Consider the following 26,102-nt stretch of genomic DNA (forward strand, 5'->3'; position numbering starts at 1 on the left):
TGTCATGTGGCTCTCGAGTCAGGCCAGCCAGGAGAGCGCGCTATGACGGATGGCCGCCCCCAGCATATAGAGGAAGACGAGCACCGCGGCCACGGCGGCCATGTCGCGCGTCGCCGGGCTCCGCCCACGCTTGATCGCCACGGTTCCCAGGCCGATATAGGCCAGCAGGGCGATCAGCTTGGCGGCGAGCCAGGGGTGCTGATGGGGCCACAGGGAGAGCATCACCATCAGCACCACACCCAGCGTCAACAGCAGGGTGTCGATGATATGGGGGGCGATCCTGACCCAGCGCGCCTGCAGCAGCGACGCCTCGCGCACCGACCAGACGGCACGCAGCATGAAGAAGAGAATGCTCAGGGTGGCGGCGGTGATATGCAGATGCTTGATCACCAGGTAGTTCTCCATCACGAGGGGTTCCTTGTCTCGGGTTAGCCATCCTTGCCATCGGCACGCGGCGACAGCAGCGGGCCCGTATAGTGGAACAGGAAGACCCCGTAGGCCAGGCACCAGAAGATGATTCCCAGGTTATAGGTCCAGTGGGTGATCTGCGGGAACAGTACCAGTACCGGTGAACGCAGCAGTGCGGCGGCCACCAGCAGCCCCAGGGCCACACCGATGCCGGGCAGCGTACGGACGGGGCGCGCGGTATGGCCCAGCGAGACGCGTGCCATCATCGAGAGCATCATGGTGCCCATGCCACCGATGGTCAGGGCATGCAGCGCGGCATCGGCGCGGCTGTCGGCGAGCAGCGCCAGGGCCCACATGGCGAGGCCCAGCGGAATGCAGGCGTAACTCAGATGCAGTCCCCACAGCAGCGGCTCGCGCCAGCTGTGCAGGCCGCCCCAGCGCGACATGCGCACGGCATTGGCCAGTGCCGCAAGCCCCATCAGCCCTGCCAACAGCCACGCCGGTAGCGCCACCCCCAGGGCAACAAGCAGCTGGCTCACCACCACCGCCATCACGCTGCCCAGGCTCAGGGTCTCGAGGGCCGGAATCGGTGGCTTGCGCGTGAGGCCCAGCCGGTTGGCGGTGAACATGGCGATCACCCGACCGCCCACCACCACCATCAGCAGCGTGATCAGCAATACCGCCAGGTGCGCGGCGGGGCGGATCAGCTCCGCCTTGCCGCTCAAGACACCCAGGTGCATCAGCAGGTTGGCCAGGGTCAGAAGCCCCAGGGCCGGCAGGAAGATCAGGTTTCGCCAGCGCCGGGCGCGAATCACCAGACTCGCCATCACCGCCGCCACCAGCGGCAGGAAGGCGAGATCGACCGCCGCCACCAGCCAGCCCGGCAGCGCCATGGGAAAGGCCATCAGCACCCGCGCCAGCAACCAGAGTCCGACCAGGCCCAGCAGCGGGCCGCCCCGCAGGCTGGGCAGTCCGGTCCAGTTCTGCACCGCGGTGAGCAGGAAGCCCGCCACCACGGCGGTGGCGAAGCCGAACAGCATCTCGTGCTGGTGCCAGAACATCAGCCCCCCTTGGGGGCGCAGCAGGATATCGCCGTGCCAGAAGGCGAACCACACCACCAGGGAGAGGATGCTGAACAGCGCGGCGAGCAGGAAGAAGGGCCGAAAGGCCAGGCGCGCCACGGGTAGATGCGTCGGCGAGATGGCGGTCTGGCTGGTGCGGGAGGAGGACATGTCAGGATACCCCGTCAGGAGGCTTGGATGGGATCATTGTGCGCCGACGGGCGCATGACTTCCATGACAGGCATCAAAAATACTTCTTATTAGAAAGGCCGTTCCGCCGCCGGAGCGAAGCAACCGGAGTTGACTAGCTGCTCGACGAGGGGGCGCTGTAAACCCATTTCTGGCGCTACCCCGGCCCCCTCTTCGGTCTGCCCCGGCGCCTCTCGCTATCTGCTTTATGAGGGCTAAGGGAGAAGATAGTGAGGGATCAGCGACGCACGTGCAGCGGCACCTCGGAGTAGCCGCCGGCAGGATAGAGCGCGCGTACCGCGGGGCGACCCGGCAGCGGGGCGATGTCGACCGTGGCGTCGAGCAGCGCATCCATGAAGTCCTCGAGCTCCATGCGCGCCAGCGGCGCTCCGGGACAGACATGGATTCCCGCCCCGTAGAGCAGGTTGTCTGCAGGATCGCGATCCAGGCGGACCTCGTCGGGAGCCTCGAATACCGCCTCGTCGCGATTGGCCGAGCCCCACAGGATCGTCAGGCGTTCGCCGGCCTCGAGGCGACGGCCGCCGACCTCCACCGCACGGGTGGCGATGCGCCGATTGGACATCAACGGCGCATCGAGGCGCAGGATCTCGTCGATGGCCGTCGAGAGCTGGTGGCGATCGGCACGCAGCCGCCCCTGCAGCTCGGGGTCGGCGGCCAGGTAGCGCATCAGGATACCGATGCTCGCCGAGATGGTGCCGAGCTCCCCCACCGTCCAGTTGCGCAGGATGCTGACGATCTCCTCGTCGGTCAGCACACGGCCCTCGACGGTCTCGTTCATGATGCGGGTGGTGACATCATCCGGGGCATCATCGCCGGCCGTGCGACGGCTGGCCAGCTGCTCGCGGATCACCCCGTCGAACTCACAGGCCAGCTCCCCCAGCGCCTCACGATCCTGGGCCAGGGTGGCGGCCTGCTGGCGCTTCACCCAGGCCCGCAGCGGCTCGTGCAGCGTGGTCGGCCAGCCCATGAAGGCACACTGGATCTCCAGAGCGAAGTCCTGCCCCATCTCGGCCATCGCCTCCACCTCTCCGTCGGCGGGAAGCCGGGCCACCACCCCCTCGGCGATGGCACGGCACTGCGGGGCAAACTCGGCCATGGCCTCGGGCCCGAAATAGGGCTCGATGATGCGCCGAAAGTGCGTGTGTTCGGGCGGGTCCATGGCATTGGGCACCGAGAGGTGACGGCTGGCCGCATTGCTGAAGGTGTCGTGATCCTCGAGAACGCGCATCACGTCTGCATGGCGAAACAAGGACCACTGCAGGTAGTCGCTGAAGGCCACCGGGCAGCGGCCGCGCATCCTGTCATAGGCGGCAATCTGGTCGTCGAGGACATCCTCGGCGCGGGGGTCCCAGTCCTGCTGGCGTGTATCGCTCATGTCATCTCCTCGAATCGGGTGAGAAACGCAGCAAGGAGACCAAAAGACGGCCCGGTGCGCATTGATTCAGGTCAGCTTGCCCCTTCGCCACTCAGGTCAGCTCGGGCCATCCGGGAAGGTGGAACTCCTCATGCAGGTGACGCAGTTCCGGCTGGTGCAGCTCGGCAATCCGCCGGGCCAGCTCGGCGCCACGGTCCAGCAGGTGCACCTCGATACGCCGGCGGTCGCCACGACTCGTGCGGCGCTCCACCAGGCCCAGCTGTTCGCAGCGATCGACCAGCGCCACCGTGCCGTGGTGCTTGGCCTGGAGCCGCTCCGCCAGCTCGCCGATAGACGCCCACTCCCGCCTCTCGAACCCCAGCAGATGAAGCAGCAGCTGGTACTGCAGCGGCGTCAGGCCGTGCTCGCGACAGATATCCTCGCTCTGACGCAGAAAGCAGCGTAGCTGGTAGCGAAAGTGAGAAAGGCGCTGAAAGTCCTGCTTGGTAAGGGCGTCATCGCTCATAAGGGGCATCCAGCATGGGCATGGTCAACGTCTCAGCCGCTTGACAGCAGGAAGGTTGCTGCCTAAACGTTAAGCAATAATATCATATAATGATATTTTTCCACCGCCGAGGATACCGCAATGAACCCGCTGACCGTGATTCGACTGCCCTTTACCCACCAGGCGGGCTGGAAGTCGCTGCAGGGCCGCAAGCCGTCGATTCCTGCCCTGGGCTGGTGCCTGGTGCTGCCCATGTCGCTACTGCCGCCGGTGCTGCTCTACTACGCCGGTACCCACTACGGGGATGACTTCGTCATGGGCTTCGCCGACAGGGAGTGGCGCTTTATCACCACCATCCTGTTCCTGGCCGAGCTATTGACCTTCTTCGTGATGGGCTGGCTGATCCACGCCGTCGTCAATGGCACCCGTGAACTCTCGATCGACTATCACGACGCCTACCTGCTGGCGGCCCTCGCACCACTGCCGCTGTGGTCATCGGCGATCGTGCTGCTGATCCCCAGCCTGCTGCTCAATGCCCTGGCGGTGCTGGTGGCCCTGGGCATCTCCTGCAGCCTCGTCTATCACGGGCTTCAGGCGCTGTGCGAACGCCGCGACAACGACATCAACACCATGTCGGCCACCTACACCATCATGGCCGCCGGTGTGCTGGCCTGGGGACTGCTGATGGCCATCGTCTGGGCCTACTGAGCCAGGAGCGTTTGAGCCAGAAGCCTTGCCGCGGCGTAGTGTCACGGGGTGGTGTCGAGGATAATAAAGATGTATTTTGTACGCATCTTAAACACATCCCCCGCCACGGAGCCCCTCGATGCTGACCCAGGAGCAGGAACACCTGATCGCCGCCACCGCCCCGGTGGTCGCCGAACACCTCGACGCCATCACCCAACGCTTCTACCCGCTGCTGTTCCAGCGCTACCCACAAGTGAAGCCGCTGTTCAACCAGGCTCATCAGGCCGATGGCGGCCAGCCACGGGCGCTGGCGGCCGCCGTGCTCGCCTATGTGCAGCTGCGCCATGATCGTGAAAAGGTACGCGAGACCCTGGCCATCGTCGTCGGCAAGCACGTCTCCCTGGATATCCGACCCGAGCACTACCCGCTGGTCGGCGAATGCCTGATGGCCGCCATCGGTGAGGTGCTGGGCGATGCCGTGACGCCGGAGGTCGCGGCCGCCTGGCAGGGCGTCTACGAGGAGCTGGCCGGCCTGCTTATCGAGCTGGAGGAGTATCGCTATCGCGAGTTCGAACGGTGCCCCGGCGGCTGGCGCGGGCCGCGTGAGTTCCGCATCGCCGCCGTTCGCCAGGAGAGTGCGGTGATCCGCTCCTTCGTGCTCGAGCCGGTGGACGCTGGCCCCGTCGCCGACCATGTGCCAGGCCAGTACATCGGCGTACGCCTGACCCTCGACGGTGAGCCGGTCTATCGACACTACAGCCTGTCGGCCCTGCCCAACGGCCAGAGCTACCGGATCTCGGTCAAGCGCGAGCCAAAGGGCCGAGCCAGCCGCCATCTGCATGACGCCATGGGGGTGGGTGATACCCTGGCGCTGCTGCCACCGGCCGGCGACCTGACCCTGGCCGAGGGTGACGAGCCTCTTCTTCTGGCCAGCGGTGGGGTCGGCCAGACGCCGCTGCTGCCCATGGCACACCATGCCCTGCGCCAGGGACGACGCGTGGTCTATCTGCATGCCGCCCTGGATGCCGAGCACCATGCCTTCCGTGACGAGGTCGCAGCCCTGGCCGCGAAGCACCCCGAGCGGCTACACGCCATCAGCATCCACGAGTCCGGCAGTGCCGCCGACCATAGCGGGCGAATCGATCGCGACCTGCTGGCAAGCTACCTGCCGAAAGGCGGCCGCTGCTACTTCGTCGGCCCCCAGGGCTTCATGACCGCCGTGGACAGGGCGCTGGCCGAGCTGGGAGTGCCCGATGAGCGCCGCCATTACGAGCACTTCGGCCCCTCGCAGCCCCTCGGCGTCGCCTGAAGCCGCTCACACCTAGATACGCATAACAGCTATACGCATAGCAGCGCCGCCCCGGCCAGGGCGGCGTCGCTGTTATGCTGTTCAAGCGCTGTGTTATAGAAGGGATTGTAGTAATGGGAGTTGTACCAGCAGTGTCGCCAGCAGCAGGCCAACGACGGAGCGGATTCCTGAGCGTCGTGCGTGATGGAAAATAGGCATGCTGGCATCTCAAAAGATAGTAATTGATTACTACCTTCGGCGGTCACCTGTCGTCTCTGCCAGGCCTCGTTATCACATCTCTGACCACGATCAATTTATGCGGGAAAGTCACTGAATATCATGAACCATGCCTTACTCAATCACTCTAACTTATTGTAATAAAATGGATAACATGGGAAAACAGGGCTAGATTCAGGCACGACTCGTCGGAGAATCAGGATGCCACAGACTCGCTCGCCCCACCTCGGGCCCGCCACCCGGGCCATCCATGGCCAGCAACAGCGTGATGCCTTCGGCAGTCCGCATATGCCGATCTACGACACCACCACCTTCGCCTATCCCGACACCGCCGCGCTGCTGGAGGTAACCGAGGGACACCACCGCGGCCCTCTCTACTCCCGCTATGGCCTCAATCCCACTCTCTTTGCCCTGGAGGAGACACTGGCCTCGCTGGAGGGAGCCGAGGCGGCCTGGGCCTTCTCATCCGGCATGGCCGCCATCAGCACCCTGTTCCTGAGTCATGGTCGGCGCGGCATTGTCTGCCTGGGCGAGGTGTATGGCGGTACCCTGGGCCTGCTCGAGCAGCAGCTTCCCGAACTGGGCATCGAGACGCACTTCATGCCGGAAGGGCATGACCCCGATACGCTGGAGCGTCTGCTGGCGTCGGGTGCGGGGCTGGTCTACCTGGAAACACCGACCAATCCGACGCTGCAGCTGATCGATATCGCGGCGGTGGCCGAGCAGGCCCACCGCCACGGCGCCCTGGTGGCGGTGGATGCCACCTTCGCTACCCCCATCAATCAGCAGTCGCTGGCGCTGGGCGCCGATATCGTGGTACACAGCGCCACCAAGTACCTAGGCGGGCACAGCGACCTGACCGCCGGTGCCGTCATGGGGCCGGCCAGGCTGCTCGAGCCGATGTGGCGATGGCGTCAGAACCTGGGCAGCGCCCTTTCCCCCCAGATAGCCTCGCTGCTGTCGAGAAGCCTGCGTACCCTGCCGCTGCGCATGCAGCGACATGAGGCTTCCGCCCAGGCCATCGCGGAGGCACTGCTGGATCATCCCGCCATCGACCGGGTGCTCTATCCCGGCCTGCACTCACACCCCGGGCATTCGTTGGCAAGGCGTCAGATGCGTGGCTTCGGTGGCATGCTCACCCTGGAGATTGCCGGCGGGCGCGCTGCCGCCACCGCCGTGGCCGACCGGCTGGCACTCTTCGCCCTGGCCCCAAGCCTCGGGGGTGCCGAGAGCCTGGTGACCCAGCTCTGCACCACCTCCCATGCGGATCTCTCGGCCGAGGAGCGCACACGTCGCGGCATCAGCGACGGCATGCTGCGCCTCTCTGTCGGCCTGGAAGATGTCGAGGACCTGCTTGCCGACCTGCTCCAGGCGCTGGGCCCGGAGCCGGGGAGCTGATGCCGACCCTGCTCAGGCGCAGTGCCATGCGGCTCGATCGCGCCGCGGCCGGGCTCTTTCCGGGATACTTCGCCATCACGATGGCGACTGGCGACATCCTGCATCGGTCGCCCGTCATTCCATCCTGCCCACTTGTCGATACAGAAGCGCGAGAGCGTCATCGAGTCCCGCCGGCCTGCGCTCGCGCGGATGGAGCAGATAGACAGGATAGGAGAACTCCGGCATGCCAGGGACTCGCTCGAGTACTCCCTGGTCGAGGTAGGATTGAACGACGCCTAGCCGAAAGTAGCCCATCCCCGAATGGCTGAGGAGATAGTGCAGGGCCAGCGGCCCCAGGTTCACCTCGATTACCGGGCTGGCAAACTGGGGCAGCGCCGCATCATGCTCACGGCGGAAAAGCTCTCCCCAATCCACATAAAGATAGGGGCTGGTGGCATCGGCTCCCGGCGTGCGCACCATCACCAGCCTTTCCTCTTGCAGGAGCTCGACCTGCATGCTGGGCCAGTAATCCACCTGATGCACCAGGGCCGCATCCAGCATGCCCTGGGTCAACTTCTCCTGAAGCTCGTGACGGGCACCGACCTCGATGCGTACCGCCAGTTGAGGCTGTGACTCCCGGAGGGCATTTAGCCAACCTGTCAGCAGAGGGTCCCACAGGCTGGTCTCCCCTCCCAGCGAGAGCACTCGCCGAATGCCCTGGGGCAGGGGCAGCTCGCGCTGAGCGGCCTCCCACACCTGCACCAGTCGTGCTGCATGCTCGGCAAAGCGCTCGCCATCGGCAGTCATCGCCACCCCACCACGATTGCGCTCCAGTAACCGGCAACCGAGACGCTCTTCCAGCTTGCGCATCCGCATGGTGACCGTGGTCTGCGTGACATGCTGTGACTCCGCCGCCCCACTGAAGCTGCCGTAGCGCAGAATCTCCAGGAATGTCCTGGCCAGTTCGATATCCATCCGCCCTCATGAATCAACATTATTGATATCAAATCGCCCATATATTCATTATACATCAATATATCATCAAGTTAGATTGGGCGTTAATCACACCGTTCTACCTAACTCCCGACAAAGCGTTCCCTGTCCGGCCAACCTGCAACGACGGCGCAGGCAGACAGTACCGAAGGCACTCCATGACCCCCACCATTGCTATCCTGCTTATCATCACATTCGTGGTATCGGCAGTGGGCCTGCTGCTGTTAATCTGGTCCATCGCCACCAACCAGTTCAGTCACGGCCGACTCGCCGCCAGAACCATCTTTCTCGAGGGCGAGGAGGGGTACAGCGAGGACCCGGCCCGCGCCGTGACCCCCGAAACGACCGACGACAACGTCAGCGCCGACGAACTGAGAGCGCGGGGAGAGGCGGACCTCTCTTCCCGCCGCGCGACGATGGCCTGGCTCGGCTCGGCGGTGCTGTGGTTGCTGGTTGGCTCCGGCTACGGCCTGCTGACCTCCGCCAAGTTCCACTGGCCCGAGCTGCTGGCCGACAGCGAATGGCTCACCTTCGGCCGGGTTCGCCCCATGCACCTCAATGCCGTTGCCTACGGCTGGGCATCCATGGCCGGCGTCGGGGTCGCGATCTTTTTGATTCCGCGACTGTTCAAGACGGCACTGGTGGGCGGCAGATACGCCTTGTCGGGGGCCGGCCTCTGGAACCTCGGCATGATTCTGGGCCTGGTGGCGATCAACCTGGGGCTTTCCGACGGAGAGGAGTGGCTGGAATTCCCCTGGCAGGTCGACATCCTGTTCGTGATCGGCGGCGGCCTGTGTGCCATTCCTCTGGTGCTGACGGCCGCCAATCGGCGTGTCTCGCACCTCTATGTCACCAGCTGGTACCTGCTGGCCGCCCTGGTATGGTTTCCCATCCTCTTCCTGCTGGCCAACCTGCCCGGCCTCTTCCCCGGCGCCTCCGGTGCCACCGTCAACTGGTGGTTCGCCCATAACGTGCTGGGGCTCTGGGTGACTCCCATCGGGGTCGGCATCGCCTACTACATGATTCCCAAGATCCTGGGCCGGCCGATCATCTCCTATCAGCTGTCGCTGATCGGCTTCTGGTCGCTGGCGCTGTTCTACAGCCAGGTGGGTATCCATCACCTGGTGGGCGGGCCGGTGCCGACCTGGCTGGTCACGCTCTCCATCGTGCACAGCGTGATGATGTCGATACCGGTGATCACCGTCGCCATCAATCACCATGGCACCATGTGGGGCCACTTCGGCATGCTGCGGCGCTCGCCCACCCTGCGCTTCGTCTGGATCGGGGCGCTGATGTACACCGTGTCGTCGCTGCAGGGCTCCATGGAGGCGCTGCGTAGCGTCAATGTCATCACCCACTTCACCCACTACACCGTGGGTCACGCCCACCTGGGGATGTACGCCTTCCTCAGCATGATCCTGTTCGGCGCCATCTACTTCATCATGCCGCGCCTGCTGAACTGGGAGTGGCCCTGGCGGCCCCTCATCACCCTGCACTTCTGGCTGGTCTCGATCGGCATCCTGATCTACGTCGTGGCGCTCTCCGTAGGCGGCTGGCTACAGGGCCTGTCCCTGCTCGACGCCGACACGCCATTCATGGACATCGTGCGCCTCACCCTCCCCTACCTGGAGGCGCGCACCCTGGGCGGCGCCATGATGGCCCTGGGTCATCTGATATTCGCCGTGCACTTCGTGGCCATGCTGACCCGTCGCGGCAAGGACCGGCGCCAGCCGACGCTGTTCCGCGCCGGTGAGCGCCAGCACAAGCACAGCAGCGTGGAGGCCCAGCAATGAAGCGTGCCTTAGCGATCATGGTCGGGGCGGCACTCATCCTGCTGCTGGCCATGCTCACCCTGGTGGCCATGCCCTATGTGCAGCTCTCTTCCGAGGCCGTCCCAGAACAGCTCGAGCCCTACACCACGGCTCAGCAGCGCGGCCGGGACCTCTACATCGCCAACGGCTGCGTCTACTGCCACAGCCAGCAGCCCCGCGACCCCGGCTTCTCCAGCGCCGACGGCGAGCGCGGCTGGGGACGGCCCTCGGTGCCCGGCGACTACACCTTCGACCAGCCCCACCTGATGGGCACCATGCGCACCGGGCCCGACCTGTTCAATATCGGGGCGCGCCAGCCCAGCGTGGGCTGGCACCTGCTGCACCTCTACAACCCGCGCGCGGTGGTCGAAGGCAGCATCATGCCCGCCTATCGCTTCCTGTTCCGCGTGGTCGATACGCCCGCGGAGGGCGATCGCGTGGTCAAGATTCCCGAACCCTACGGTCCCGAGTCGGGCATCGTGGTGGCGACCCGCGAGGCGCTGGAGCTGACCTCCTACCTGCTGTCACTCGACCGCACCTACCCCGCCTCGACTCTGCCCCAGGCGGAGACGGCGCAGGCGCAAGGAGAAGGCCAATGAGTTCCCGCGATACCCGGCGCGCCCAGCGGCGCGAAAACCCCGAACCCAGCGAGGGGCAGCGGCCGGTACCGCGCCTGGTGATAATCTGGATCGGCATACTGCTGGTGTGGGGCGTCGGCTACTACGCCTGGAACATCGGTGCCCCGCTGACGGGCGGTGACAGCCGCACCGCCGTGGTGCAGGAGCCAGCCAGTAGTGGTGTGAACGGCGAGAAGCTCTTCGCCACCCACTGTGCCGCCTGCCATCAACCAACCGGCCAGGGCGTGGCCGGCACCTTTCCCCCGCTGGTCGGCAGCCGCTGGCTGCTGAATGATCCCGCCCTGCCGGTCGCGATCGTCAACGATGGCCTGAGCGGCCCCATCACGGTGGACGGCGAGGCGTACCAGGGCAACATGCCGGCCTTCGGTGACAAGCTCTCCGCCGAGGAGCTGGCCGCGGTGCTGAGCTATGTCCGCGGCGCCTGGGACAACGACGCCGCGGCGATCGAACCGGCGCTGGTAAAGGAGCACCGGGAGCGCTACGGCGATCACGACGCCTGGAGCGTGGAGGCACTCGGCGATAGCTTCACTCTTCCAGAGTGAACGTCACCATCACCAATGCCGCCGGCGGGGCTCACGCGGCGGCGCCCACCGAAGTCGAGCGGGTACTGGCGGTCGAGGGCATGCACTGCGCCGGCTGCGCCGCCGCGGTCGAGGCGCGCGCCGGCTCGACGCCATCGCGCGTTCGGTGCGCGCCCTGCTCAGTCGCAAGAGCGCCATGCAGCACCTCGCCGACCGCCTTGCCCGATGGTTGCTGCCGCTGATATTCGCGGCCGCGACCCTGGCCGTAGGGCTGGGCATCCCGCCGGGGCGCGTGCTGGCGGGCCACTCACCCGAGCAGAAGTCAGACTTCGTCACAGCGCTGGAGCGCCGTTCGGGCGTCGCCTTTATCGGTGACGGCGTCAACGACGGGCTGGCGCTGGCCGGCGCTCGCCTGGGCATCGCCGTGGGGGCGGCCACCACGACGGCCAGCCAGGCCGCCGCGGTGACTCTGCCGGATGGCCTGACGCGCATTCCCGATACCCTGCGCCTGGGGTACCCGCCCTGCGACGCCAGACCCGACTACGCCTCCTTATGACCCGAGTCAAAAGGCCGCGCGGGATAGTCGACTAGCATGGTCGGAGTTCCCACCACAGGAGGCTCACCATGGAGCTCGTCTGCCCCGCCGGCAACCTGCCCGCCCTCAAGCGCGCCGTGGATGAAGGGGCCGATGCCGTCTATTTCGGCTTTCAGAACACCACCAACGCCCGTCAGTTCGCCGGCCTCAACTTCACCGACAAGCGTGCCAGGGAGGGCATCGACTACGCTCACGCCCGGGGCAAGCGGGTCTTCTGCGCCATCAATACCTACCCGCAGCCGGACGGCTGGGCGATGTGGACCCGCGCCGTGGACCAGGCCGCGGATCTCGGCGTCGACGCCCTGATCATGGCCGACATGGGGCTGCTCGACTATGCCGCCCGCCGCCACCCGGATCTCGCCCGCCACCTCTCGGTGCAGGGCTCGGCGACCAGCTATGAGGCGCTGCGCTTCTACCACGACCAGTTCGGCATCAAGCGCGCCGTGCTGCCCCGGGTGCTCTCCATGACCCAGGTACGCGACCTGGCGAAGCAGAGCCCGGTGGAGCTCGAGGTATTCGCCTTCGGCAGCCTGTGCATCATGGCCGAGGGGCGCTGCTATCTCTCCTCCTACCTGACCGGCGAGTCCCCCAACACCCGCGGCGTCTGCTCCCCGGCGGCCCATGTGCGCTGGGAGGAGACCCCGGAGGGCCTCGAGTCGCGCCTGAACGGCGTGCTGATCGACCGCTACGGCGAGGGCGAGAACGCCGGCTACCCCACCCTGTGCAAGGGGCGCTTCGAGGTAGAGGGCGAGACCTATCACGCCATCGAGGAACCCACCAGCCTCAACACCCTGGAGCTGCTGCCGGAGCTTGCGGAGCTCGGTATCGCCGCAGTGAAGATCGAGGGGCGCCAGCGCAGCCCGGCCTATGTCTCGAAGGTGGCCGGCATCTGGCGTCAGGCCCTGGACCGCCTGGCACGAGCCCCGGGACGCTTCCACACCGAGCCCGCCTGGATGACCGGTCTGGGCGAGGTCTCGGAAGGCAGCACGACCACCCTGGGCGCCTACGAGCGCCGCTGGAAATAGGAGAGCCCCATGCCCGCTACCCCCACGCTTCAGCTGTCGCTCGGCCCGGTGCTCTTCTACTGGACCCGCGAACATTATGCCGACTTCTATCGCGAGGCCGCCGACTGGCCGGTGGAGATCGTTCATCTCGGTGAGTCGGTCTGCTCGCGGCGGCGCGACATGAAGCTCGATGACTGGCTGGGAATAGGCCGCGAACTCGCCCAGAGCGGCAAGCAGGTGGTGCTCTCGAGCCAGACCCTGATCGAGTCCGAGGCCGACCTGCGCGATCTGCGCAAGCTGTGCGACAACGGCGAATTCCTGGTCGAGGCCAACGACCAGAGCGCGCTGCAGCGCCTGTCGGCGGCGAACCGACCCTTCGTGGCCGGCGCCGCCCTCAACCTCTACAACCCCGCGACCCTGGCGGTCCTCTCCCGCGCCGGCATGCGGCGCTGGCAGGCCCCGGTGGAGATGTCCCGGGACGATCTGGCCCGCCTGCTCGACGACTGCCGCCAGCAGGGCCTCGACGCCCCCTGTGAGGTGTTCGCCTACGGCCACCTCCCGCTGGCCTGGTCGTCACGCTGCTTCACGGCGCGGCGCTACCAGAAACCCAAGGACCGCTGCCAGTTCGTCTGCCAGAAACATCCCGAGGGGCTGGCACTGCGCACTCAAGAGGCATCCCACCAGGTGTTTACCCTCAACGGCATCCAGACCCTCTCCGGTGCCTGCCAGGACCTGCGCCACGAGGTATCGGGCATGGCCGAGATGGGTGTCGGCGTGGCACGCCTGAGCCCACGCCCGGAGGGCATGGCGGATGTGGTCATGGCCTTCGATGCGGCGCGCCGGGGTGAGCTCCCCTCGCCCGACCCGCTCAGCCTGGTCGACGCCGAGGTCTGCGACGGCTACTGGCACGCCCGCCCTGGCATGGATCACAGCCGGACCGCCGGTCTCGGGTAGGCGCCGGGCGGCGGTGGTCTACCTGCTGGGGTGTCCCCTGCAGTGTGGCTACTGCGAGACGGCAAGCGGCATGGAGCCGGCACGGCGAGCCGCCGAAAGCCTGGCACACCGGCTGCGCCGTCATTTCGGGTGGGTCGAGCTACGCGGCTGACGCCCCCAAACGCACCACCCCGGGTCACTCTCGTGACCCGGGGTGGTGGAGGGTGCGAGGCTGGCGGTTAGCCTCGCACTGCTGTTATCCGCACTTGGACCAGCCGCAGCCGGAGTAGCAGGTGGGGCAGCCGTCCATCATGACCAGCTCGCCGTTGCACTCGGGGCAGTGGCCGACCACGGTGGGACCATCGCCCTTGGCCTTGCCGGCCTCCTGGCTCTTTGCGGCCTCCTGTGTCTTGCGCTCGGCCTGCTCGATCTCCTCCGCGGTAGGCGGCACCCAGAGGTGGCCGCTGGCCTGACGCTGGGCGTAGCGCGTCACCAGCTCCTCCACCGGAACCTGATTGCCGTCCTGGTCGAGGAAACCACGCCGATAGAGGATCTGCTGGATCGACCAGGCGATGGCCGCGACCTCGGAATCATGGAACATCGGCTTGCCCCAGCGGTTCATGCCGCAGCGCACCAGGCCCTTGTCCCAGGCCACCTTGCGCAGGTCGGCCACCGCCTGGGTGACATAACCGCCACGGGCCGCCAGCGAGAGGCTACGCATGGTGGCGGTGATCCACTGGTGCTCGCTGGAGAGCTGGCCGGAGGGGAAGAAGAACTCCACCGGACGCTCGATCACCACACGCTTGCCGTTGAGCACGCCCTCGACGGGCATGAACGACACCAGCAGGTAGACCTTCTTGCGGCCTTCGGCGCCGACATAGGAGATCTTCTCCGACACGGCCTCCAGGGTCCCCTCGGGACGCGAGGGAATGCGGACCGTGAGCGGGTTCTCCTCGGCCAGCGGCGGCTCTTCCACCGCCTTCTTGACGCTGTAGGAAACGATCTTGGAATTGATCTCGACGGCCATCAGGGGCTCCTCCGATAAATTGTCAGTTGGCACGCGGCAGCTGAAAGGCTTGGCTTACCACTTGCCATAGGTGCCTTCCTTCAACGCGTCATAGAGGTTGGCCGCATTGTGCTCCTCACCGTCATAGATGACCTTCTCGTCACCCGCCAGCTCGACGCTCTCGCCGTTCTCCAGCTCGAACACGTAGGTGGTGTTCTTGAGGTCGTCCTCGCGCACCAGTACCCCCTGGAAGGCCTCCGGGTTGAAGCGGAAGGTGGTACAGCCCTTCAGCTTGCTGGCGTAGGCGTCGAGGTAGAGATCCTTGAACTCCTCGAAGGGAAACTCGGTGGGCACGTTCACCGTCTTGGAGATCGCCGAATCGACCCACGTCTGGGCGGCGGCCTGCACCGCGACGTGCTGCTTCGGCGAGACGGCATCGGCGGTGATGAAGTAGTCCGGCAGGTCACTCTCCACGGCATCGGCGGCAATGAAGTGACGATAGGCCGCCAGCTCGAAGGAAACAACCTCGACCTGCTCCTTGGTCTTCTTGCCCGCCTGGATGACGTTGCGGAAGTAGCGGTGCGAGAACGACGGCTCGATGCCGTTGGAGGCATTGTTGCCCAGCGACAGCGAGATGGTGCCGGTCGGTGCGATGGAGCTGTGGTGGGTGAAGCGTGCACCGTGCTCGGCCAGCTGACCGACCAGCTCCGGCTCCACTTCGGCGACCTTCTGCATGTAGCGGCTGTAGCGCGCATGCAGGATGCGACCGGGGACCTTGTCGCCGACCTCGTAGCCGTCCTTCTTGAGCTCGGGGCGCTCACGCAGCATCTTCGGCGTGATCTCGTAATCCTCGGCGAGCGCGGGTGCCATGCCCTTCTCGCGGGAGAGCTCGAGCGCCTGCTTCCAGCCCTCGATGGCCAGGTTACGGCTCACCTCTTCGGTGAACGCGAGTGACTCCGGTGAACCATAGGGGATCTTGAGCATGGTCAGGGTGGAACCCAGGCCCAGAAAGCCCATGCCGTGACGGCGCTTGGCCTCGATCTCGCGGCGCTGCCCCTCGAGCGGCAGCCCGCTGATCTCCACCACGTTGTCCAGCATGCGGGTAAAGATCGCCACCACCTCACGGTAGCGCGCCCAGTCGAAGCGCGGCTTCTTGCCGAAGGGATCGATGACGAAGCGGGTCAGGTTGACCGAGCCCAGCAGGCAGGCGCCCTCCGGCGGCAGCGGCTGCTCGCCGCAGGGGTTGGTGGCACGGATCTCCTCGCAGAACCAGTTGTTGTTCATGCGATTGACCTGGTCGATCAGGATGAAGCCCGGCTCAGCGTAGTCGTAGGTGGAGCTCATGATGGTGTCCCACAGCTCGCGAGCCTTGATCACCTCGACGATACGGCAGGCCACACGCCCCTCGGCATCGACGGTATAGCCCTCTTCCACCACCGGCCAGTCCCGGTAGATCAGCTCGCTCTCGTCGACGTCATCCTTCTCGCCGGCATGCAGCGGGAAGGCCAACGGCCAGTCGCTGTCGTTCTTTACCGCCTCCATGAACTCATCGGTGATCAGCAGGCTGAGGTTGAACTGGCGCAGGCGGCCCGCCTCGCGCTTGGCCTCGATGAACTGGCGCACATCGGGATGGCCGACATCGAAGGTGCCCATCTGGGCGCCGCGGCGACCGCCGGCGGAGGCCACCGTGAAGCACATCTTGTCGTAGATATCCATGAACGCCAGGGGACCGTTGGTGCCCGCCCCGGCGCCGAACACGAAGGCACCCTTGTGACGCAGGGTGGAGAAGTCATAGCCGATACCGCAGCCCGCCTTGAGGGTCATGCCGGCATCCACTACCGAGCCGAGGATATCGTGCATGGAGTCGCGGATGGTGCGCGATACCGTGCAGTTGATCAGGCTTACCGCCGGTTTGTAGGCCTCGGCACCGGCGTTGGACATGATGCGGCCGGCAGGGATGGCGCCATTCTCCAGCGCCCAGCGAAACTTCGGCAGCCAGGCATCGGCCTGTTTGCCTTCCACCGCGGCGAGTGCCCGGGCCACGCGGTCCCAGGTGGCGGCCACGTCCTGGTCCACGGGCTTGCCGTGACGGTCCTTGAGGCGATACTTGGAGTCCCAGATATCACGGGACGGCCCCTGCAGGGGCACCTCGTTGGATGACTTCACTGCCTTGGTGGAAGTGCTCATTCGGATGGCTCCGGAAGAAATACGTTAATCGAAAAAAATGTCAGCTCGTGCGTCTTGCCAGTCGCTCCAGGCGGACCAGCAATTCGCCGAAGGGCCCCTGGGCCAAGCCCTCCTCGCGTCCGTCGAGCAGGTTCTTGACCATCAGGCCCAGTTCGGTGTCGCCCTCGATCAGCAGCCGGCGCTGGAAGAACAGCGCGTCGGGATCCTCTCGCCGGGTCGCCAGGCAGAGGAATTCTCGCCAGCCACCGCGAATGGTGGCCTCGCCGGGCTCATGGCACACCAGCAGACGCTCGCTCTCCTGGGTGAGCGTCAACGACATGCCGATGTCCTCGATGGCCAGGGTGATACGGCGCCCCTCCAGGGCGTCGAACTCCCCCTCGGCCAGAGGCTCGGCGAAGGTGCGATTGAGCAGCGGCTCCACCAGGCGGCGCTTGATACCGACCGGCACGCGCGGATCGATGGCGCGAATCAGTTGGGCGGGTGCGGGAGGATGCGGCAGGGCATGTAACGGTAAAGGCAACAACGGCAGGGACATGACAGCTCTCCTGAAGGGTAACCATGCGGCCGGAGGCCACCGAACCGTTTATCCTAGGCCGCTACTCCCGGGGCTGCACTGACATGCATCATGTCGGTGGCAGGCTTCATGCTCACCCGCGGCCCGACTACCATATATAGTCCATATCCGGTCAGCAAGCCCCATATCTGGTGAAAGCCGGGGTGCATCATGACCCATTTTCATTTGACAGCCTGGCCCCGCGAAACAGCGTCAGGTTCACCCGACTCGACGATAGATAAGATCCCAGACCCCGTGGCCCAGTTTCTCGCCGCGAGCCTCGAACTTGGTCAGCGGTCGAAACGCCGGACGTGGCACATAGGGTGAGGTCTCGGCGTCGGCGGTATTGGCGAAGCCATCGGCGGCATCCATCACCTCGGCCATCCACTCGGCATAGGCTTCCCAGTCGGTGGCGAGGTGGAAGGTACCACCGGCCTTCAGCCGCGTACGCACCAGCTCGACGAAGGCGGGCTGAACGATGCGCCGCTTGTGGTGCTTCTTCTTGGGCCAGGGATCCGGGAAGAACAGCTGCACGGTATCCAGGCTCGCCTCGGGAAGGCACTGCTCCAGCACCGCCAGGGCATCCTCACGGTAGACACGCAGGTTGGTGAGGCCACGCTTGTCGACCTCGTCGAGCAGCTTGCCGACACCCGGCGCATGCACCTCGATACCGATGAAGTCGGTATCGGGGTGAGTCTCGGCCTGCTCCACCAGCGAGGCCCCCATGCCGAAGCCGATCTCCACCACGCGAGGGGCTTCGCGGCCGAACAGGGCATCGAGGTCCTGGCGACCGTCGGCCAGGGTCAGGCCGAGTCGCGGCCATACTTCCTCGAGCCCGCGGGTCTGGGCCTGGGTCATGCGCCCGGCGCGCAGGACGTAGCTCTTGATGCCGCGGCGATGCAGCGGGGCATCCGCTCCCTCCGGGCCGGTCGTCTTGTCATCATGGTGGGGATCGGTCATGGCGCGGGGCTGCTCTCTGAACGGAATCTTCTGGGCGGATTTTCTGGGCTTGGATAGATCGGGGGCGCGTATTGTAGCGGCTAACTCTCGTCCGGGGTACGGTAGCGACCGATTCTATATGGATAACGAGGACTCCCCATGCAGGACAGGAGATGGTGGCTGGTCGCGGCGCTCTCCGGCGCTCTGGTGGTGATCGCCGGCGCCTTCGCCGCCCACGCCCTGGAGGGGCAGCTGACCCCACGACTGGCGGCTGCCTTCGAGACCGGGGTGCGCTACCAGGCGTGGCACACCCTGGCACTGATGGCGGTGCTTGCCTGGCGCAGCAGCGTTCGACTGCCCGGACAACGGCTGGCCATGGGGCTATGGGCGGCCGGCATCGCGCTCTTCTCCGGCTCGCTCTACGCCATGGCACTCAGCGGTGTGACACGGCTGGGGGTAATCACGCCGATCGGGGGCACCCTGATGATCGGTGGCTGGCTGGCATTGGCGAGCGCGATTCTGCGCGCATCGCCCCGTGGCTGAGGCCCGTCAATCACGATCCGGCAGGGCATAGGTGGCGGTGACCAGGGCCACCGGCTCCTCCTGGCCGGCGGAGAAGAGCTGAACTTCGCCCACCGCCAGGCGACGACCCAGCTTGAGCAGACGGGCGGTGGCGATGATATCGCGATCGCCCCGTGGGCGGCGCAGGAAACGGCAATGCAGATCGCTGGTCACCGCCATGGGCTCGGGGCCGATCTCGGCGAGGATCGCCACATAGAGGCAGACATCGGCCAGGCCCATCAGGGTAGGGCCGGAGACGCTGGCACCGGGACGCAGATGCTCGTCGTCGATGGCCAGGCTCATGGTGGCCTTCATATGATCGACGGCCTCGATGGTGCCGATTCGCTGGGGAAAAACCTCGTCGAGGAAGTCCTCGATGGCGGCGGCGGTCATCACGGGCATGGTGGGCCTCCCTGCGGTAGCGAGTGACGATGGTGAGTGCATCAGGCACCACCTTAGCCGACCGGCCGCGACGCCGACAGTGCCACCCCCTACCCTCATCAACGAAAGCGCCCCCGCGGCATGACCGCGGGGGCGCTCCCCGACGCCTTTCGTTGCTGCCTTATTTCGCCTTGTGCACGGCGCGCCAGTGGTGCAGCAGCGGCTCGGTGTAGCCGGAGGGCTGCACACGACCCTTGAAGACCAGATCGCTGGCGGTCTGGAAGGCGCTGGAGCCCTCGAAGTCCGCGCTCATCGGCGTGTAGTCCGCGTCACCGGCATTCTGCTCGTCGACCACCTTGGCCATGCGCTTGAGGGTCTCCTCGACGCGGGCCGCGTCGACCACACCATGGTGCAGCCAGTTGGCGATGTGCTGGCTGGAGATACGCAGCGTGGCACGGTCCTCCATCAGGCCCACATCGTGGATGTCCGGCACCTTGGAGCAGCCCACACCGTGCTCGACCCAGCGCACCACGTAACCGAGGATGCCCTGGCAGTTGTTGTCGAGCTCCTGCTGCAGCTCCTCATCGCTCCAGTCGGTGTTCTCGGCGACCGGCACGGTGAGCAGGTCATCGAGACAGTCGGCCTCGCCCTGCGCTTCCATCTCGCGCTGAATCGCGCTGACTTCCACCTGGTGGTAGTGCAGGGCATGCAGTGCCGCTGCGGTGGGCGACGGTACCCAGGCGGTGTTGGCACCCGCCTTCGGGTGACCGATCTTCTGCTCGAGCATGGCGGCCATCAGGTCAGGCATCGCCCACATGCCCTTGCCGATCTGGGCACGGCCACGCAGGCCACAGGCCAGACCCACCTGAACGTTGTTCTTCTCGTAGGCCTGGATCCAGGCGGCGCCCTTCATGTCACCCTTGCGGATCATCGGGCCCGCTTCCATGGCGGTGTGCATCTCGTCACCGGTGCGGTCGAGGAAGCCGGTATTGATGAACACGACGCGAGAAGACGCCTCGGCAATGCAGGCCTTGAGGTTGACCGATGTGCGGCGCTCCTCGTCCATGATGCCCATCTTGAGGGTATCGCGCTCCATGCCCAGCAGGTCCTCGATACGGCCGAACAGCTCGTTGGAGAACGCCACTTCCCTGGGGCCATGCATCTTGGGCTTGACGATATAGACCGAGCCCTCACGCGAGTTGCGCAGGTCGCCCTCGCCCTTCTTGAGATCGTGCAGGGCCGCCAGGCTGGTGACGATGCCATCGAGGATGCCTTCGGGCAGCTCGTTGCCCTCGGCGTCGAGTACCGCGGGGGTCGTCATCAGATGGCCGACGTTGCGCACGAACATCAGCGAGCGACCCGGCAGGGTGATGCTGTCACCGTCGGTGTTCTGCCAGGTGCGGTCGGCATTGAGGCGACGGGTAAAGGTCTTGCCGCCCTTCTCCATCTCCTGCTGCAGATCGCCCTTCATCAGGCCCAGCCAGCTGGAGTAGACGCTGACCTTGTCCTCGGCATCCACGGCCGCCACGGAGTCTTCACAGTCCATGATCGCGGTCAGGGCAGCCTCGACCATCACGTCCTTGACGCCGGCCGGGTCGGTCTTGCCGATCGGGTGGGTCGTGTCGATCTGGATCTCCAGATGCAGGCCGTGATTGCTCAGCAGGATCGCCTCCGGGCTCTCCGCCGGGCCGTTGAAGCCCACCAGCTTGCCGGCGTCCTTGAGCCCGGTCTCGCGGCCTCCCTCCAGGGTGACCACCAGATGACCATCACGCAGGGCATACTTGGTGGCGTCGCGATGGGAGCCGGTCGCCAGCGGTGCGGCACGGTCGAGCACGCCACGGGCGTAGGCGATGACCTTCTCGCCGCGCTTGGGGTTGAAGCTGCTTCCCTTCTCGGCACCCTCCTCCTCGGAGATGGCGTCGGTGCCATAGAGGGCGTCGTAGAGGCTGCCCCAGCGGGCGTTGGCGGCGTTCAGCGCGTAACGCGGATTGTCGACCGGCACCACCAGCTGCGGACCTGCCTGAACGGCGACTTCGCGGTCGACGCTGGCAGTGCTCACCTCAACCTGAGCCGGAGGTGTCACCAGGTAGCCGATCTCCTCGAGGAAGCCGCGATAGGCGGCCATATCACGCACCGGGCCCGGATTCTCGCGATGCCAGGCGTCCAGCTTCTCCTGGAGACGGTCGCGCTCGGCGAGCAGTTCACGGTTCTTCGGGGTCAGATCATGGAAGAGGGCGTCGACGCCGGCCCAGAAGGCCTCGGCATCGACGCCGGTGCCCGGAAGCGCCTGCTCGTTGATAAAGCGGTCCAGTTCGGCGGCCACCTGGAGACGGTGGCGTGTGACACGCTGGGTCATGGTGAATCTCCTCACACGGGGCAGACGGCGGGTGCACACCGCGCTGCCATCAACAGGGTTGGGTGACTGCGTAGCTACCAGTTTGTGGAAAACACTTCCACGTGTAAAGCGAAGAGGGCTTCCTCACCGGCGAGACTCGACCAAAAGATAATGCCGCAGGACCAACCCATCCGGCACGCATGGTGACACCTCGCGCTTGGCGCTAGCATGGTGGAACACCGTGGAGAATCAGATGAGTGACTTTACCCCCCTGCAGGCGCTAGGCCCATTCCGCAAGGTCGACCCCTCGGCCGAGCTGCCTGGTGGCGATCACCTGGAGCGTTATCTGGGCCACTACGGTCTGGCACCGCTGCTCGCCAGACACGTGGGGCTGCACCTCGGCTTCCTGGACGCCGGTGACTTCCGCCTGTGGGCCTCGCTATGGAGCCCCGCCGAGCCCATCGGCACGGTCTTCGTGGTTCACGGCTACTTCGACCACCTGGGACTCTATCGTCACCTTCTGGAGAGACTGCTCGATCGAGGCTGGCGGGTGGTGCTGTGGGATCTGCCCGGCCACGGACTCTCCAGCGGCCGGCGCGCCTCCATCGAGGACTTCGACGACTATGGCGCCTGCCTGCGCGCCCTCCAGGAGCATCTGCAGCGTGAAGGGCTGGCGCCCCACCCCTGGCTGGGCATCGGCCAGAGCACCGGGGCGGCAATACTCGCCACCGACGCCCTGACCCGCGGCACGGACAGCCACTGGGCCGGTCTGGCCCTGCTGGCCCCCCTGGTGCGGCCCTGGGGCTGGCGGCAGTCGAGCTGGCTTCACCTGCTGGTGGGACCCTTCGTGCGCTCCATCCCGCGCAAGTTCCGCGACAACTCCACCGATGCCGAATTCGCGACCTTCCTTCGCGAGCAGGATCCGCTGCAGGCCGATCGCCTGGCGGTGGACTGGGTCAGCGCCATGCGCCGCTGGATGCCTCGCCTGCTGGCACTGCCCCCCACCCCGGTGCCGACCCTGATCCTGCAAGGAGAGCAGGACCTGACCGTGGACTGGGTATGGAACCTGGGGGTGCTCAAGGAGAAATTCCCCAATGCCGAGGTCCATTTACATCCCGAGGCACGCCACCACCTGGTCAACGAGGCGGAGCCCATCCGCCAGGCACTCTTCGATAACCTGGATCGTTTCATCGACGCCCTGGCCCCCAGCCCCGCAGCGGAGAATGCACCACCATGAACACCTTCTCACGCCTGACCCTGCTGGCACTGCTGGCGCTGCTCACCGGCTGCGCCGGCGCCCCGGAGAGCCCCGACAGCGGCATACGTCAGGCGCTGTTCAACCTTGGCGAGCGCGCCGCGGCGCGGGTAATGGCCGCGCCGGAACTCCCCCGCCCTCCGAGCGACCAGGTGCTGCTGCTCTCCCCCTCCGAGGTCGACGCCAGCCTCGGCATCGCGGACGAGCGCTTTCAGGAGAGCCTGGTTCGCGCGCTGCTGGCGGTCAGCGATGGTCCCCAGGTGCTCGACTGGGGCGGCGGCCTGGGCGAGGGCGGCGATAACCAGTGGCAGCTGGAGAGCCACCTCGAGGCGGACGGCCCACGCCTCGCCCTCTCCGACCGTGAGCTTCTCCCCTACCGCCTGAAGCTGACACTGCGCCGCCCCGGCGAGGAAGCGGCTCGCTGGCAAGCCAGCCTTCAGGGTGCCCTGGACGCCACGGCGCTATAACGATAGCGAAAACCTCCGGGGATAGGCCGTAAAGGGGGTCCGAGGACCAGGGGTGGCCGAGGTAGCGTACAGGGACGTATTCACAGCGCCCCCTTTCAGGCCTGTCGCCGGAAAAAGCCTTGAGCGATACCGGTTGCGATGACCATGAGCTCACCCCTTCAGCAATCGGTCGAGCTGGCGATACCCCACCGCCTCGATCAGCTGCTCGCGCTCCGGCGCTGGCGCCCCCGCCAGGTCGGCCAGGGTCAGGGCCACCCGCAACACACGATGGTAGGCCCGCGCCGAGAGGCGTAGCCGTTCCAGCACCTCGGCCAGCCAGGCGCGATCGGCCGCCGAGAGGCCGCAGGCCGCCTCCAGTTCACGCCCGGCCAGATGCGCATTGAGCGCACCCCGCGCCAGCTGACGTTCGCGCGCGGCCAGCACCCGCCGGCGTACCGTCGCGGAGTCCTCGCCGGCCTGGTTGGCGGTCAACTGCTCCGGCGGCAGCGCCGGCACCTCCACCTGCAGGTCGATACGGTCGAGCAGTGGACCCGAAAGGCGCGCCTGATAACGCTGGATCTGGGCCGCCGTGCAGTGACAGGCCTGGCGCGGGTCGCCCAGATGACCACAGGGGCAGGGATTCATCGCCGCCACCAGCTGGAAGCGCGCCGGATAGCGGCGTTCGTGGCTGGCACGGGCGATATGGATACGCCCCGACTCCATGGGTTCGCGCATCACCTCCAGCACAAGGCGCGGAAACTCCGGCAACTCATCGAGGAACAGCACGCCGTGATGGGCCAGGGAGATCTCGCCGGGGCGCGGTTTCGCACCACCGCCCACCAGCGCCACGGCACTGGCGGTATGATGCGGCGAGCGAAAGGGCCGCCGGCCCCACTCGGCACGCAGCGGCAGCCCGCTGACCGAGCGTACCGCCGCCACCTCCAGCGCCTCCTCGTCGGTCAACGGCGGCAGGATGCCCGGCAGGCGACTGGCCAGCATGGTCTTGCCGGTGCCGGGCGGCCCGGCGAAAAGCAGGTTGTGTCTTTCAAGACCTATGCCTATGCTAGCGGCATACTAGAGGTGCAAGGAAAGGGAGAGCTACAGGCATGACGGAACAGAAGAAAGTTAAGGCTTACAGCTACTTACGATTCTCTACCCCTGAGCAGATGCAAGGCGATAGCTTCAGGAGGCAGACACAGCTAGCCAAGGAGTACGCAGAGCGGCACGGGCTAGAGCTGGATGAACACAGCTTCGATGACTTCGGGCTGTCTGCGTACCAAGGCCGGAATCAAGAGGCAGGCGAGCTACGCATGTTCCTTCGGGCTGTAGAAGACGGGAACATCGCACCGGGCTCGTACCTGTTGGTTGAGTCCCTAGACAGGATTTCCCGACAGTCTGCAAGGAAGGCATCTAGCCTGCTGGGCGACATCTGCGACATGGGCATAACGGTCGTGACCCTGTTCGATGGCAAGACTTACGATGCCGAGAGCCTGGATAAAGACCCGGTAGCCTTCATCATGGCAGTGCTGATCTTCCAGCGTGCGCATGAAGAGTCGGCAACCAAGGCGTACCGGCTTCGCTCAGTCTGGCAGGAGAAGCGGAAGAAAATCGCATCTGGCCAGCCTGTCCGCCTTACGTCCCGTGCCCCTCAATGGCTCCGGCCTGCTAGCGATGGAATCGCCTTTGAGATCATCCCAGAACGTGGCGAGGTAGTCCGCCGTATCTTCGAGATGGCACTAGATGGGATAGGCAAGAAATCTATCTGTGAGCACCTGAACTCTGAGGGAGTCCCTGTCTTCGGTCGTGGCAAGCATTGGCACCCTAGCTACGTGAACAAGATACTGAATAACCCTGCCACCTATGGCACCTTGACGCCCTTCACCAGCAGGCCAGAGAGGAAGACTGACAGGGAAGCCTGTGATCCTATTGAGGGCTATTATCCTGCTGTCATCGACAAGGATACCTTCGAGCATTTCCAAGCCTTGCAAGCCAGCAAGGCACCGAGAAGAGGCAGGCACTCCAAGAGCCAAGTACAGAACATACTAGGTGGTCTATCTACCTGCCCGCTGTGCGGTAGCACGATGGCTAGGGTATCCAAGAACGTAGCGAAGGGCTGGGTATACCTTGCCTGCCAGAGAGCCAGGCAGGGCGCTGGATGCAAGTACAACGCTGTTCGATATGACCGCGTAGAGCCCGTGATTCACAGCAAGATAAACAGGCTTGTCGATGCCTGCCCTTCTGGTGACGACTCGCTAGACATGCAGATAGAAGACACAAAGCTAGAGCTAAAGCTAAAGGAGAAAAGCATTGATAGGATGCTAGAGACAATCGAGCAAGGGCAGTTGCCACCGAACGCCAAAGGCATTCCCTTTTTGCAGGAGAGACTTTCTCAAAGAAGGATCGAGCTAGATGAAATAAAGGATAGGCTTTCCGAGCTGTACCAGCAGCGAAACATGCTAGGCACTGAGCTGGCTAGGCGACGTGCAGAGAGCCTTAGAGCTGCTGTGCTTGAACATCCAGAAGACAAGACATTGGTTAACACCAAAATGCGGGAATGCTTCTCCAAGGTAGTCGTAGACTTTCGATCCGAGAGCCTAGTATTCCACTGGAAGCAAGGCGGAGAAACTGCCATTAGGTACAAGGCCAGTAAGTGATACCAGGGTTGGGCTGGCTAGGACAGATGCCAGAGAGAAAAACCCAGCCTATACCCTCCCCTTTGCTTTCTTCGAGACTAGGCAACGGGGAAATACGGGGCCGCCCAAAAGCGAAGATAGCTTCACAGGATTTCTTACAGGATTTTGCATCTTGCATCTGCTG

The 26,102-nt window shown here is 65.3% G+C and carries 24 protein-coding genes and 1 pseudogene; 13 read left to right on the forward strand and 12 right to left on the reverse strand.

Features of this window, described 5'->3' with window-relative positions:
• Positions 1–18: 18 nt before the first annotated feature.
• The 4 genes from RM463_RS11390 to RM463_RS11405 all read right to left on the reverse strand — a co-directional run bounded on the left by RM463_RS11390 (position 19) and on the right by RM463_RS11405 (position 3,559).
• Positions 19–405, reverse strand: coding sequence for a SirB2 family protein (locus tag RM463_RS11390; RefSeq protein ID WP_311430144.1), 387 nt, complete (start codon positions 403–405; stop codon positions 19–21).
• 23 nt (positions 406–428) lie between these two features.
• The gene (locus RM463_RS11395) at positions 429–1,640 is read right to left on the reverse strand and encodes an NnrS family protein (protein ID WP_311430107.1); all 1,212 of its coding nucleotides are present in this window, start codon (positions 1,638–1,640) and stop codon (positions 429–431) included.
• 256 nt (positions 1,641–1,896) lie between these two features.
• Positions 1,897–3,054 (reverse strand): cytochrome P450, encoded by a 1,158-nt coding sequence (locus RM463_RS11400; RefSeq protein ID WP_311430108.1) that lies wholly within the window; start codon positions 3,052–3,054, stop codon positions 1,897–1,899.
• Between the two features lie 91 nt (positions 3,055–3,145).
• Entirely contained in the window at positions 3,146–3,559 is a 414-nt protein-coding gene (locus tag RM463_RS11405) for a MarR family winged helix-turn-helix transcriptional regulator (protein ID WP_311430109.1), read from the reverse strand.
• A gap of 120 nt (positions 3,560–3,679) precedes the next feature.
• Here RM463_RS11405 and RM463_RS11410 point away from each other — a divergent pair, with 120 nt between their 5' ends.
• From RM463_RS11410 to RM463_RS11420, 3 genes are all read left to right on the forward strand, one after another.
• On the forward strand, positions 3,680–4,246 hold the full coding sequence (locus tag RM463_RS11410; protein WP_195689638.1) for a YIP1 family protein: 567 nt from the start codon (positions 3,680–3,682) through the stop codon (positions 4,244–4,246).
• Between the two features lie 118 nt (positions 4,247–4,364).
• Positions 4,365–5,534 carry an NO-inducible flavohemoprotein gene (gene hmpA, locus RM463_RS11415; RefSeq protein WP_311430110.1) on the forward strand — a complete coding sequence of 390 codons (1,170 nt, stop codon included), beginning with the start codon at positions 4,365–4,367 and terminating at the stop codon, positions 5,532–5,534.
• 417 nt (positions 5,535–5,951) lie between these two features.
• On the forward strand, positions 5,952–7,148 hold the full coding sequence (locus RM463_RS11420; RefSeq protein ID WP_311430111.1) for an aminotransferase class I/II-fold pyridoxal phosphate-dependent enzyme: 1,197 nt from the start codon (positions 5,952–5,954) through the stop codon (positions 7,146–7,148).
• Positions 7,149–7,262: 114 nt separating this feature from the next.
• Here RM463_RS11420 and RM463_RS11425 read toward each other — a convergent pair whose 3' ends face one another.
• On the reverse strand, positions 7,263–8,102 hold the full coding sequence (locus tag RM463_RS11425; protein WP_311430112.1) for a LysR family transcriptional regulator: 840 nt from the start codon (positions 8,100–8,102) through the stop codon (positions 7,263–7,265).
• Positions 8,103–8,278: 176 nt separating this feature from the next.
• Here RM463_RS11425 and RM463_RS11430 point away from each other — a divergent pair, with 176 nt between their 5' ends.
• From RM463_RS11430 to RM463_RS11455, 6 genes are all read left to right on the forward strand, one after another.
• Positions 8,279–9,913 carry a cbb3-type cytochrome c oxidase subunit I gene (locus RM463_RS11430; RefSeq protein WP_311430113.1) on the forward strand — a complete coding sequence of 545 codons (1,635 nt, stop codon included), beginning with the start codon at positions 8,279–8,281 and terminating at the stop codon, positions 9,911–9,913.
• A complete protein-coding gene (locus RM463_RS11435; RefSeq protein WP_311430114.1) occupies positions 9,910–10,530 on the forward strand; it encodes a cbb3-type cytochrome c oxidase subunit II in 621 nt (206 codons plus the stop codon). The genes RM463_RS11430 and RM463_RS11435 overlap by 4 nt, the downstream gene beginning before the upstream one ends.
• Positions 10,527–11,111 carry a cytochrome c gene (locus RM463_RS11440; RefSeq protein WP_311430115.1) on the forward strand — a complete coding sequence of 195 codons (585 nt, stop codon included), beginning with the start codon at positions 10,527–10,529 and terminating at the stop codon, positions 11,109–11,111. The genes RM463_RS11435 and RM463_RS11440 overlap by 4 nt, the downstream gene beginning before the upstream one ends.
• Before the next feature lie 175 nt (positions 11,112–11,286).
• Positions 11,287–11,646, forward strand: a complete 360-nt coding sequence (locus RM463_RS11445) for a hypothetical protein (RefSeq protein ID WP_311430116.1) — start codon at positions 11,287–11,289, stop codon at positions 11,644–11,646.
• 68 nt (positions 11,647–11,714) lie between these two features.
• Complete coding sequence (locus RM463_RS11450; protein WP_311430117.1) at positions 11,715–12,710, forward strand: peptidase U32 family protein; 996 nt, start codon at positions 11,715–11,717, stop codon at positions 12,708–12,710.
• 9 nt (positions 12,711–12,719) lie between these two features.
• On the forward strand, positions 12,720–13,643 hold the full coding sequence (locus RM463_RS11455; RefSeq protein ID WP_311430118.1) for a U32 family peptidase: 924 nt from the start codon (positions 12,720–12,722) through the stop codon (positions 13,641–13,643).
• A 235-nt stretch (positions 13,644–13,878) separates the two neighbouring features.
• Here the strand turns inward: RM463_RS11455 and RM463_RS11460 are convergent, their stop codons facing one another.
• The 4 genes from RM463_RS11460 to trmB form a co-directional block, all read right to left on the reverse strand.
• A complete protein-coding gene (locus RM463_RS11460; RefSeq protein ID WP_311430119.1) occupies positions 13,879–14,649 on the reverse strand; it encodes a ribonucleoside-diphosphate reductase in 771 nt (256 codons plus the stop codon).
• A 54-nt stretch (positions 14,650–14,703) separates the two neighbouring features.
• Positions 14,704–16,815, reverse strand: a complete 2,112-nt coding sequence (locus RM463_RS11465) for an adenosylcobalamin-dependent ribonucleoside-diphosphate reductase (RefSeq protein ID WP_132041767.1) — start codon at positions 16,813–16,815, stop codon at positions 14,704–14,706.
• A 40-nt stretch (positions 16,816–16,855) separates the two neighbouring features.
• Positions 16,856–17,350 carry an SCP2 sterol-binding domain-containing protein gene (locus tag RM463_RS11470; RefSeq protein ID WP_311430120.1) on the reverse strand — a complete coding sequence of 165 codons (495 nt, stop codon included), beginning with the start codon at positions 17,348–17,350 and terminating at the stop codon, positions 16,856–16,858.
• Positions 17,351–17,587: 237 nt separating this feature from the next.
• Positions 17,588–18,328 (reverse strand): tRNA (guanosine(46)-N7)-methyltransferase TrmB, encoded by a 741-nt coding sequence (gene trmB / locus RM463_RS11475; RefSeq protein WP_195689652.1) that lies wholly within the window; start codon positions 18,326–18,328, stop codon positions 17,588–17,590.
• A 138-nt stretch (positions 18,329–18,466) separates the two neighbouring features.
• On the opposite strand from trmB, the gene RM463_RS11480 reads away from it, so the two are divergent.
• The gene (locus tag RM463_RS11480) at positions 18,467–18,850 is read left to right on the forward strand and encodes a DUF423 domain-containing protein (RefSeq protein WP_311430121.1); all 384 of its coding nucleotides are present in this window, start codon (positions 18,467–18,469) and stop codon (positions 18,848–18,850) included.
• Between the two features lie 6 nt (positions 18,851–18,856).
• Here the strand turns inward: RM463_RS11480 and RM463_RS11485 are convergent, their stop codons facing one another.
• Complete coding sequence (locus tag RM463_RS11485) at positions 18,857–19,270, reverse strand: PaaI family thioesterase (RefSeq protein ID WP_132041771.1); 414 nt, start codon at positions 19,268–19,270, stop codon at positions 18,857–18,859.
• 160 nt (positions 19,271–19,430) lie between these two features.
• On the reverse strand, positions 19,431–21,605 hold the full coding sequence (locus tag RM463_RS11490; RefSeq protein WP_311430122.1) for a malate synthase G: 2,175 nt from the start codon (positions 21,603–21,605) through the stop codon (positions 19,431–19,433).
• Positions 21,606–21,837: 232 nt separating this feature from the next.
• On the opposite strand from RM463_RS11490, the gene RM463_RS11495 reads away from it, so the two are divergent.
• Positions 21,838–22,821: an alpha/beta hydrolase gene (locus tag RM463_RS11495; protein ID WP_311430123.1), complete on the forward strand. Its 984-nt coding sequence runs from the start codon at positions 21,838–21,840 to the stop codon at positions 22,819–22,821.
• Entirely contained in the window at positions 22,818–23,306 is a 489-nt protein-coding gene (locus RM463_RS11500; RefSeq protein ID WP_311430124.1) for a hypothetical protein, read from the forward strand. The genes RM463_RS11495 and RM463_RS11500 overlap by 4 nt, the downstream gene beginning before the upstream one ends.
• 150 nt (positions 23,307–23,456) lie before the next feature.
• On the opposite strand, the pseudogene RM463_RS11505 reads toward RM463_RS11500, so the two are convergent.
• Positions 23,457–24,326, reverse strand: a pseudogene (locus RM463_RS11505) (YifB family Mg chelatase-like AAA ATPase); the annotation flags it as partial.
• A gap of 65 nt (positions 24,327–24,391) precedes the next feature.
• Between RM463_RS11505 and RM463_RS11510 the strand changes: the two are divergent.
• Entirely contained in the window at positions 24,392–25,939 is a 1,548-nt protein-coding gene (locus tag RM463_RS11510; protein ID WP_311430125.1) for a recombinase family protein, read from the forward strand.
• Positions 25,940–26,102: the final 163 nt, after the last annotated feature.

The sequence above is a fragment of the Halomonas sp. LES1 genome (assembly GCF_031846005.1).
Lineage (GTDB): Bacteria > Pseudomonadota > Gammaproteobacteria > Pseudomonadales > Halomonadaceae > Halomonas.

Bases quoted from the DNA above. Each gene is read 5' to 3' on its own strand.
- RM463_RS11390 (WP_311430144.1), bottom strand. From the start codon at position 405: ATGGAGAACTACCTGGTGATCAAGCATCTGCATATCACCGCCGCCACC.
- RM463_RS11395 (WP_311430107.1), bottom strand. From the start codon at position 1,640: ATGTCCTCCTCCCGCACCAGCCAGACCGCCATCTCGCCGACGCATCTA.
- RM463_RS11400 (WP_311430108.1), bottom strand. From the start codon at position 3,054: ATGAGCGATACACGCCAGCAGGACTGGGACCCCCGCGCCGAGGATGTC.
- RM463_RS11405 (WP_311430109.1), bottom strand. From the start codon at position 3,559: ATGAGCGATGACGCCCTTACCAAGCAGGACTTTCAGCGCCTTTCTCAC.
- RM463_RS11410 (WP_195689638.1), top strand. From the start codon at position 3,680: ATGAACCCGCTGACCGTGATTCGACTGCCCTTTACCCACCAGGCGGGC.
- hmpA (WP_311430110.1), top strand. From the start codon at position 4,365: ATGCTGACCCAGGAGCAGGAACACCTGATCGCCGCCACCGCCCCGGTG.
- RM463_RS11420 (WP_311430111.1), top strand. From the start codon at position 5,952: ATGCCACAGACTCGCTCGCCCCACCTCGGGCCCGCCACCCGGGCCATC.
- RM463_RS11425 (WP_311430112.1), bottom strand. From the start codon at position 8,102: ATGGATATCGAACTGGCCAGGACATTCCTGGAGATTCTGCGCTACGGC.
- RM463_RS11430 (WP_311430113.1), top strand. From the start codon at position 8,279: ATGACCCCCACCATTGCTATCCTGCTTATCATCACATTCGTGGTATCG.
- RM463_RS11435 (WP_311430114.1), top strand. From the start codon at position 9,910: ATGAAGCGTGCCTTAGCGATCATGGTCGGGGCGGCACTCATCCTGCTG.
- RM463_RS11440 (WP_311430115.1), top strand. From the start codon at position 10,527: ATGAGTTCCCGCGATACCCGGCGCGCCCAGCGGCGCGAAAACCCCGAA.
- RM463_RS11445 (WP_311430116.1), top strand. From the start codon at position 11,287: ATGCAGCACCTCGCCGACCGCCTTGCCCGATGGTTGCTGCCGCTGATA.
- RM463_RS11450 (WP_311430117.1), top strand. From the start codon at position 11,715: ATGGAGCTCGTCTGCCCCGCCGGCAACCTGCCCGCCCTCAAGCGCGCC.
- RM463_RS11455 (WP_311430118.1), top strand. From the start codon at position 12,720: ATGCCCGCTACCCCCACGCTTCAGCTGTCGCTCGGCCCGGTGCTCTTC.
- RM463_RS11460 (WP_311430119.1), bottom strand. From the start codon at position 14,649: ATGGCCGTCGAGATCAATTCCAAGATCGTTTCCTACAGCGTCAAGAAG.
- RM463_RS11465 (WP_132041767.1), bottom strand. From the start codon at position 16,815: ATGAGCACTTCCACCAAGGCAGTGAAGTCATCCAACGAGGTGCCCCTG.
- RM463_RS11470 (WP_311430120.1), bottom strand. From the start codon at position 17,350: ATGTCCCTGCCGTTGTTGCCTTTACCGTTACATGCCCTGCCGCATCCT.
- trmB (WP_195689652.1), bottom strand. From the start codon at position 18,328: ATGACCGATCCCCACCATGATGACAAGACGACCGGCCCGGAGGGAGCG.
- RM463_RS11480 (WP_311430121.1), top strand. From the start codon at position 18,467: ATGCAGGACAGGAGATGGTGGCTGGTCGCGGCGCTCTCCGGCGCTCTG.
- RM463_RS11485 (WP_132041771.1), bottom strand. From the start codon at position 19,270: ATGCCCGTGATGACCGCCGCCGCCATCGAGGACTTCCTCGACGAGGTT.
- RM463_RS11490 (WP_311430122.1), bottom strand. From the start codon at position 21,605: ATGACCCAGCGTGTCACACGCCACCGTCTCCAGGTGGCCGCCGAACTG.
- RM463_RS11495 (WP_311430123.1), top strand. From the start codon at position 21,838: ATGAGTGACTTTACCCCCCTGCAGGCGCTAGGCCCATTCCGCAAGGTC.
- RM463_RS11500 (WP_311430124.1), top strand. From the start codon at position 22,818: ATGAACACCTTCTCACGCCTGACCCTGCTGGCACTGCTGGCGCTGCTC.
- RM463_RS11510 (WP_311430125.1), top strand. From the start codon at position 24,392: ATGACGGAACAGAAGAAAGTTAAGGCTTACAGCTACTTACGATTCTCT.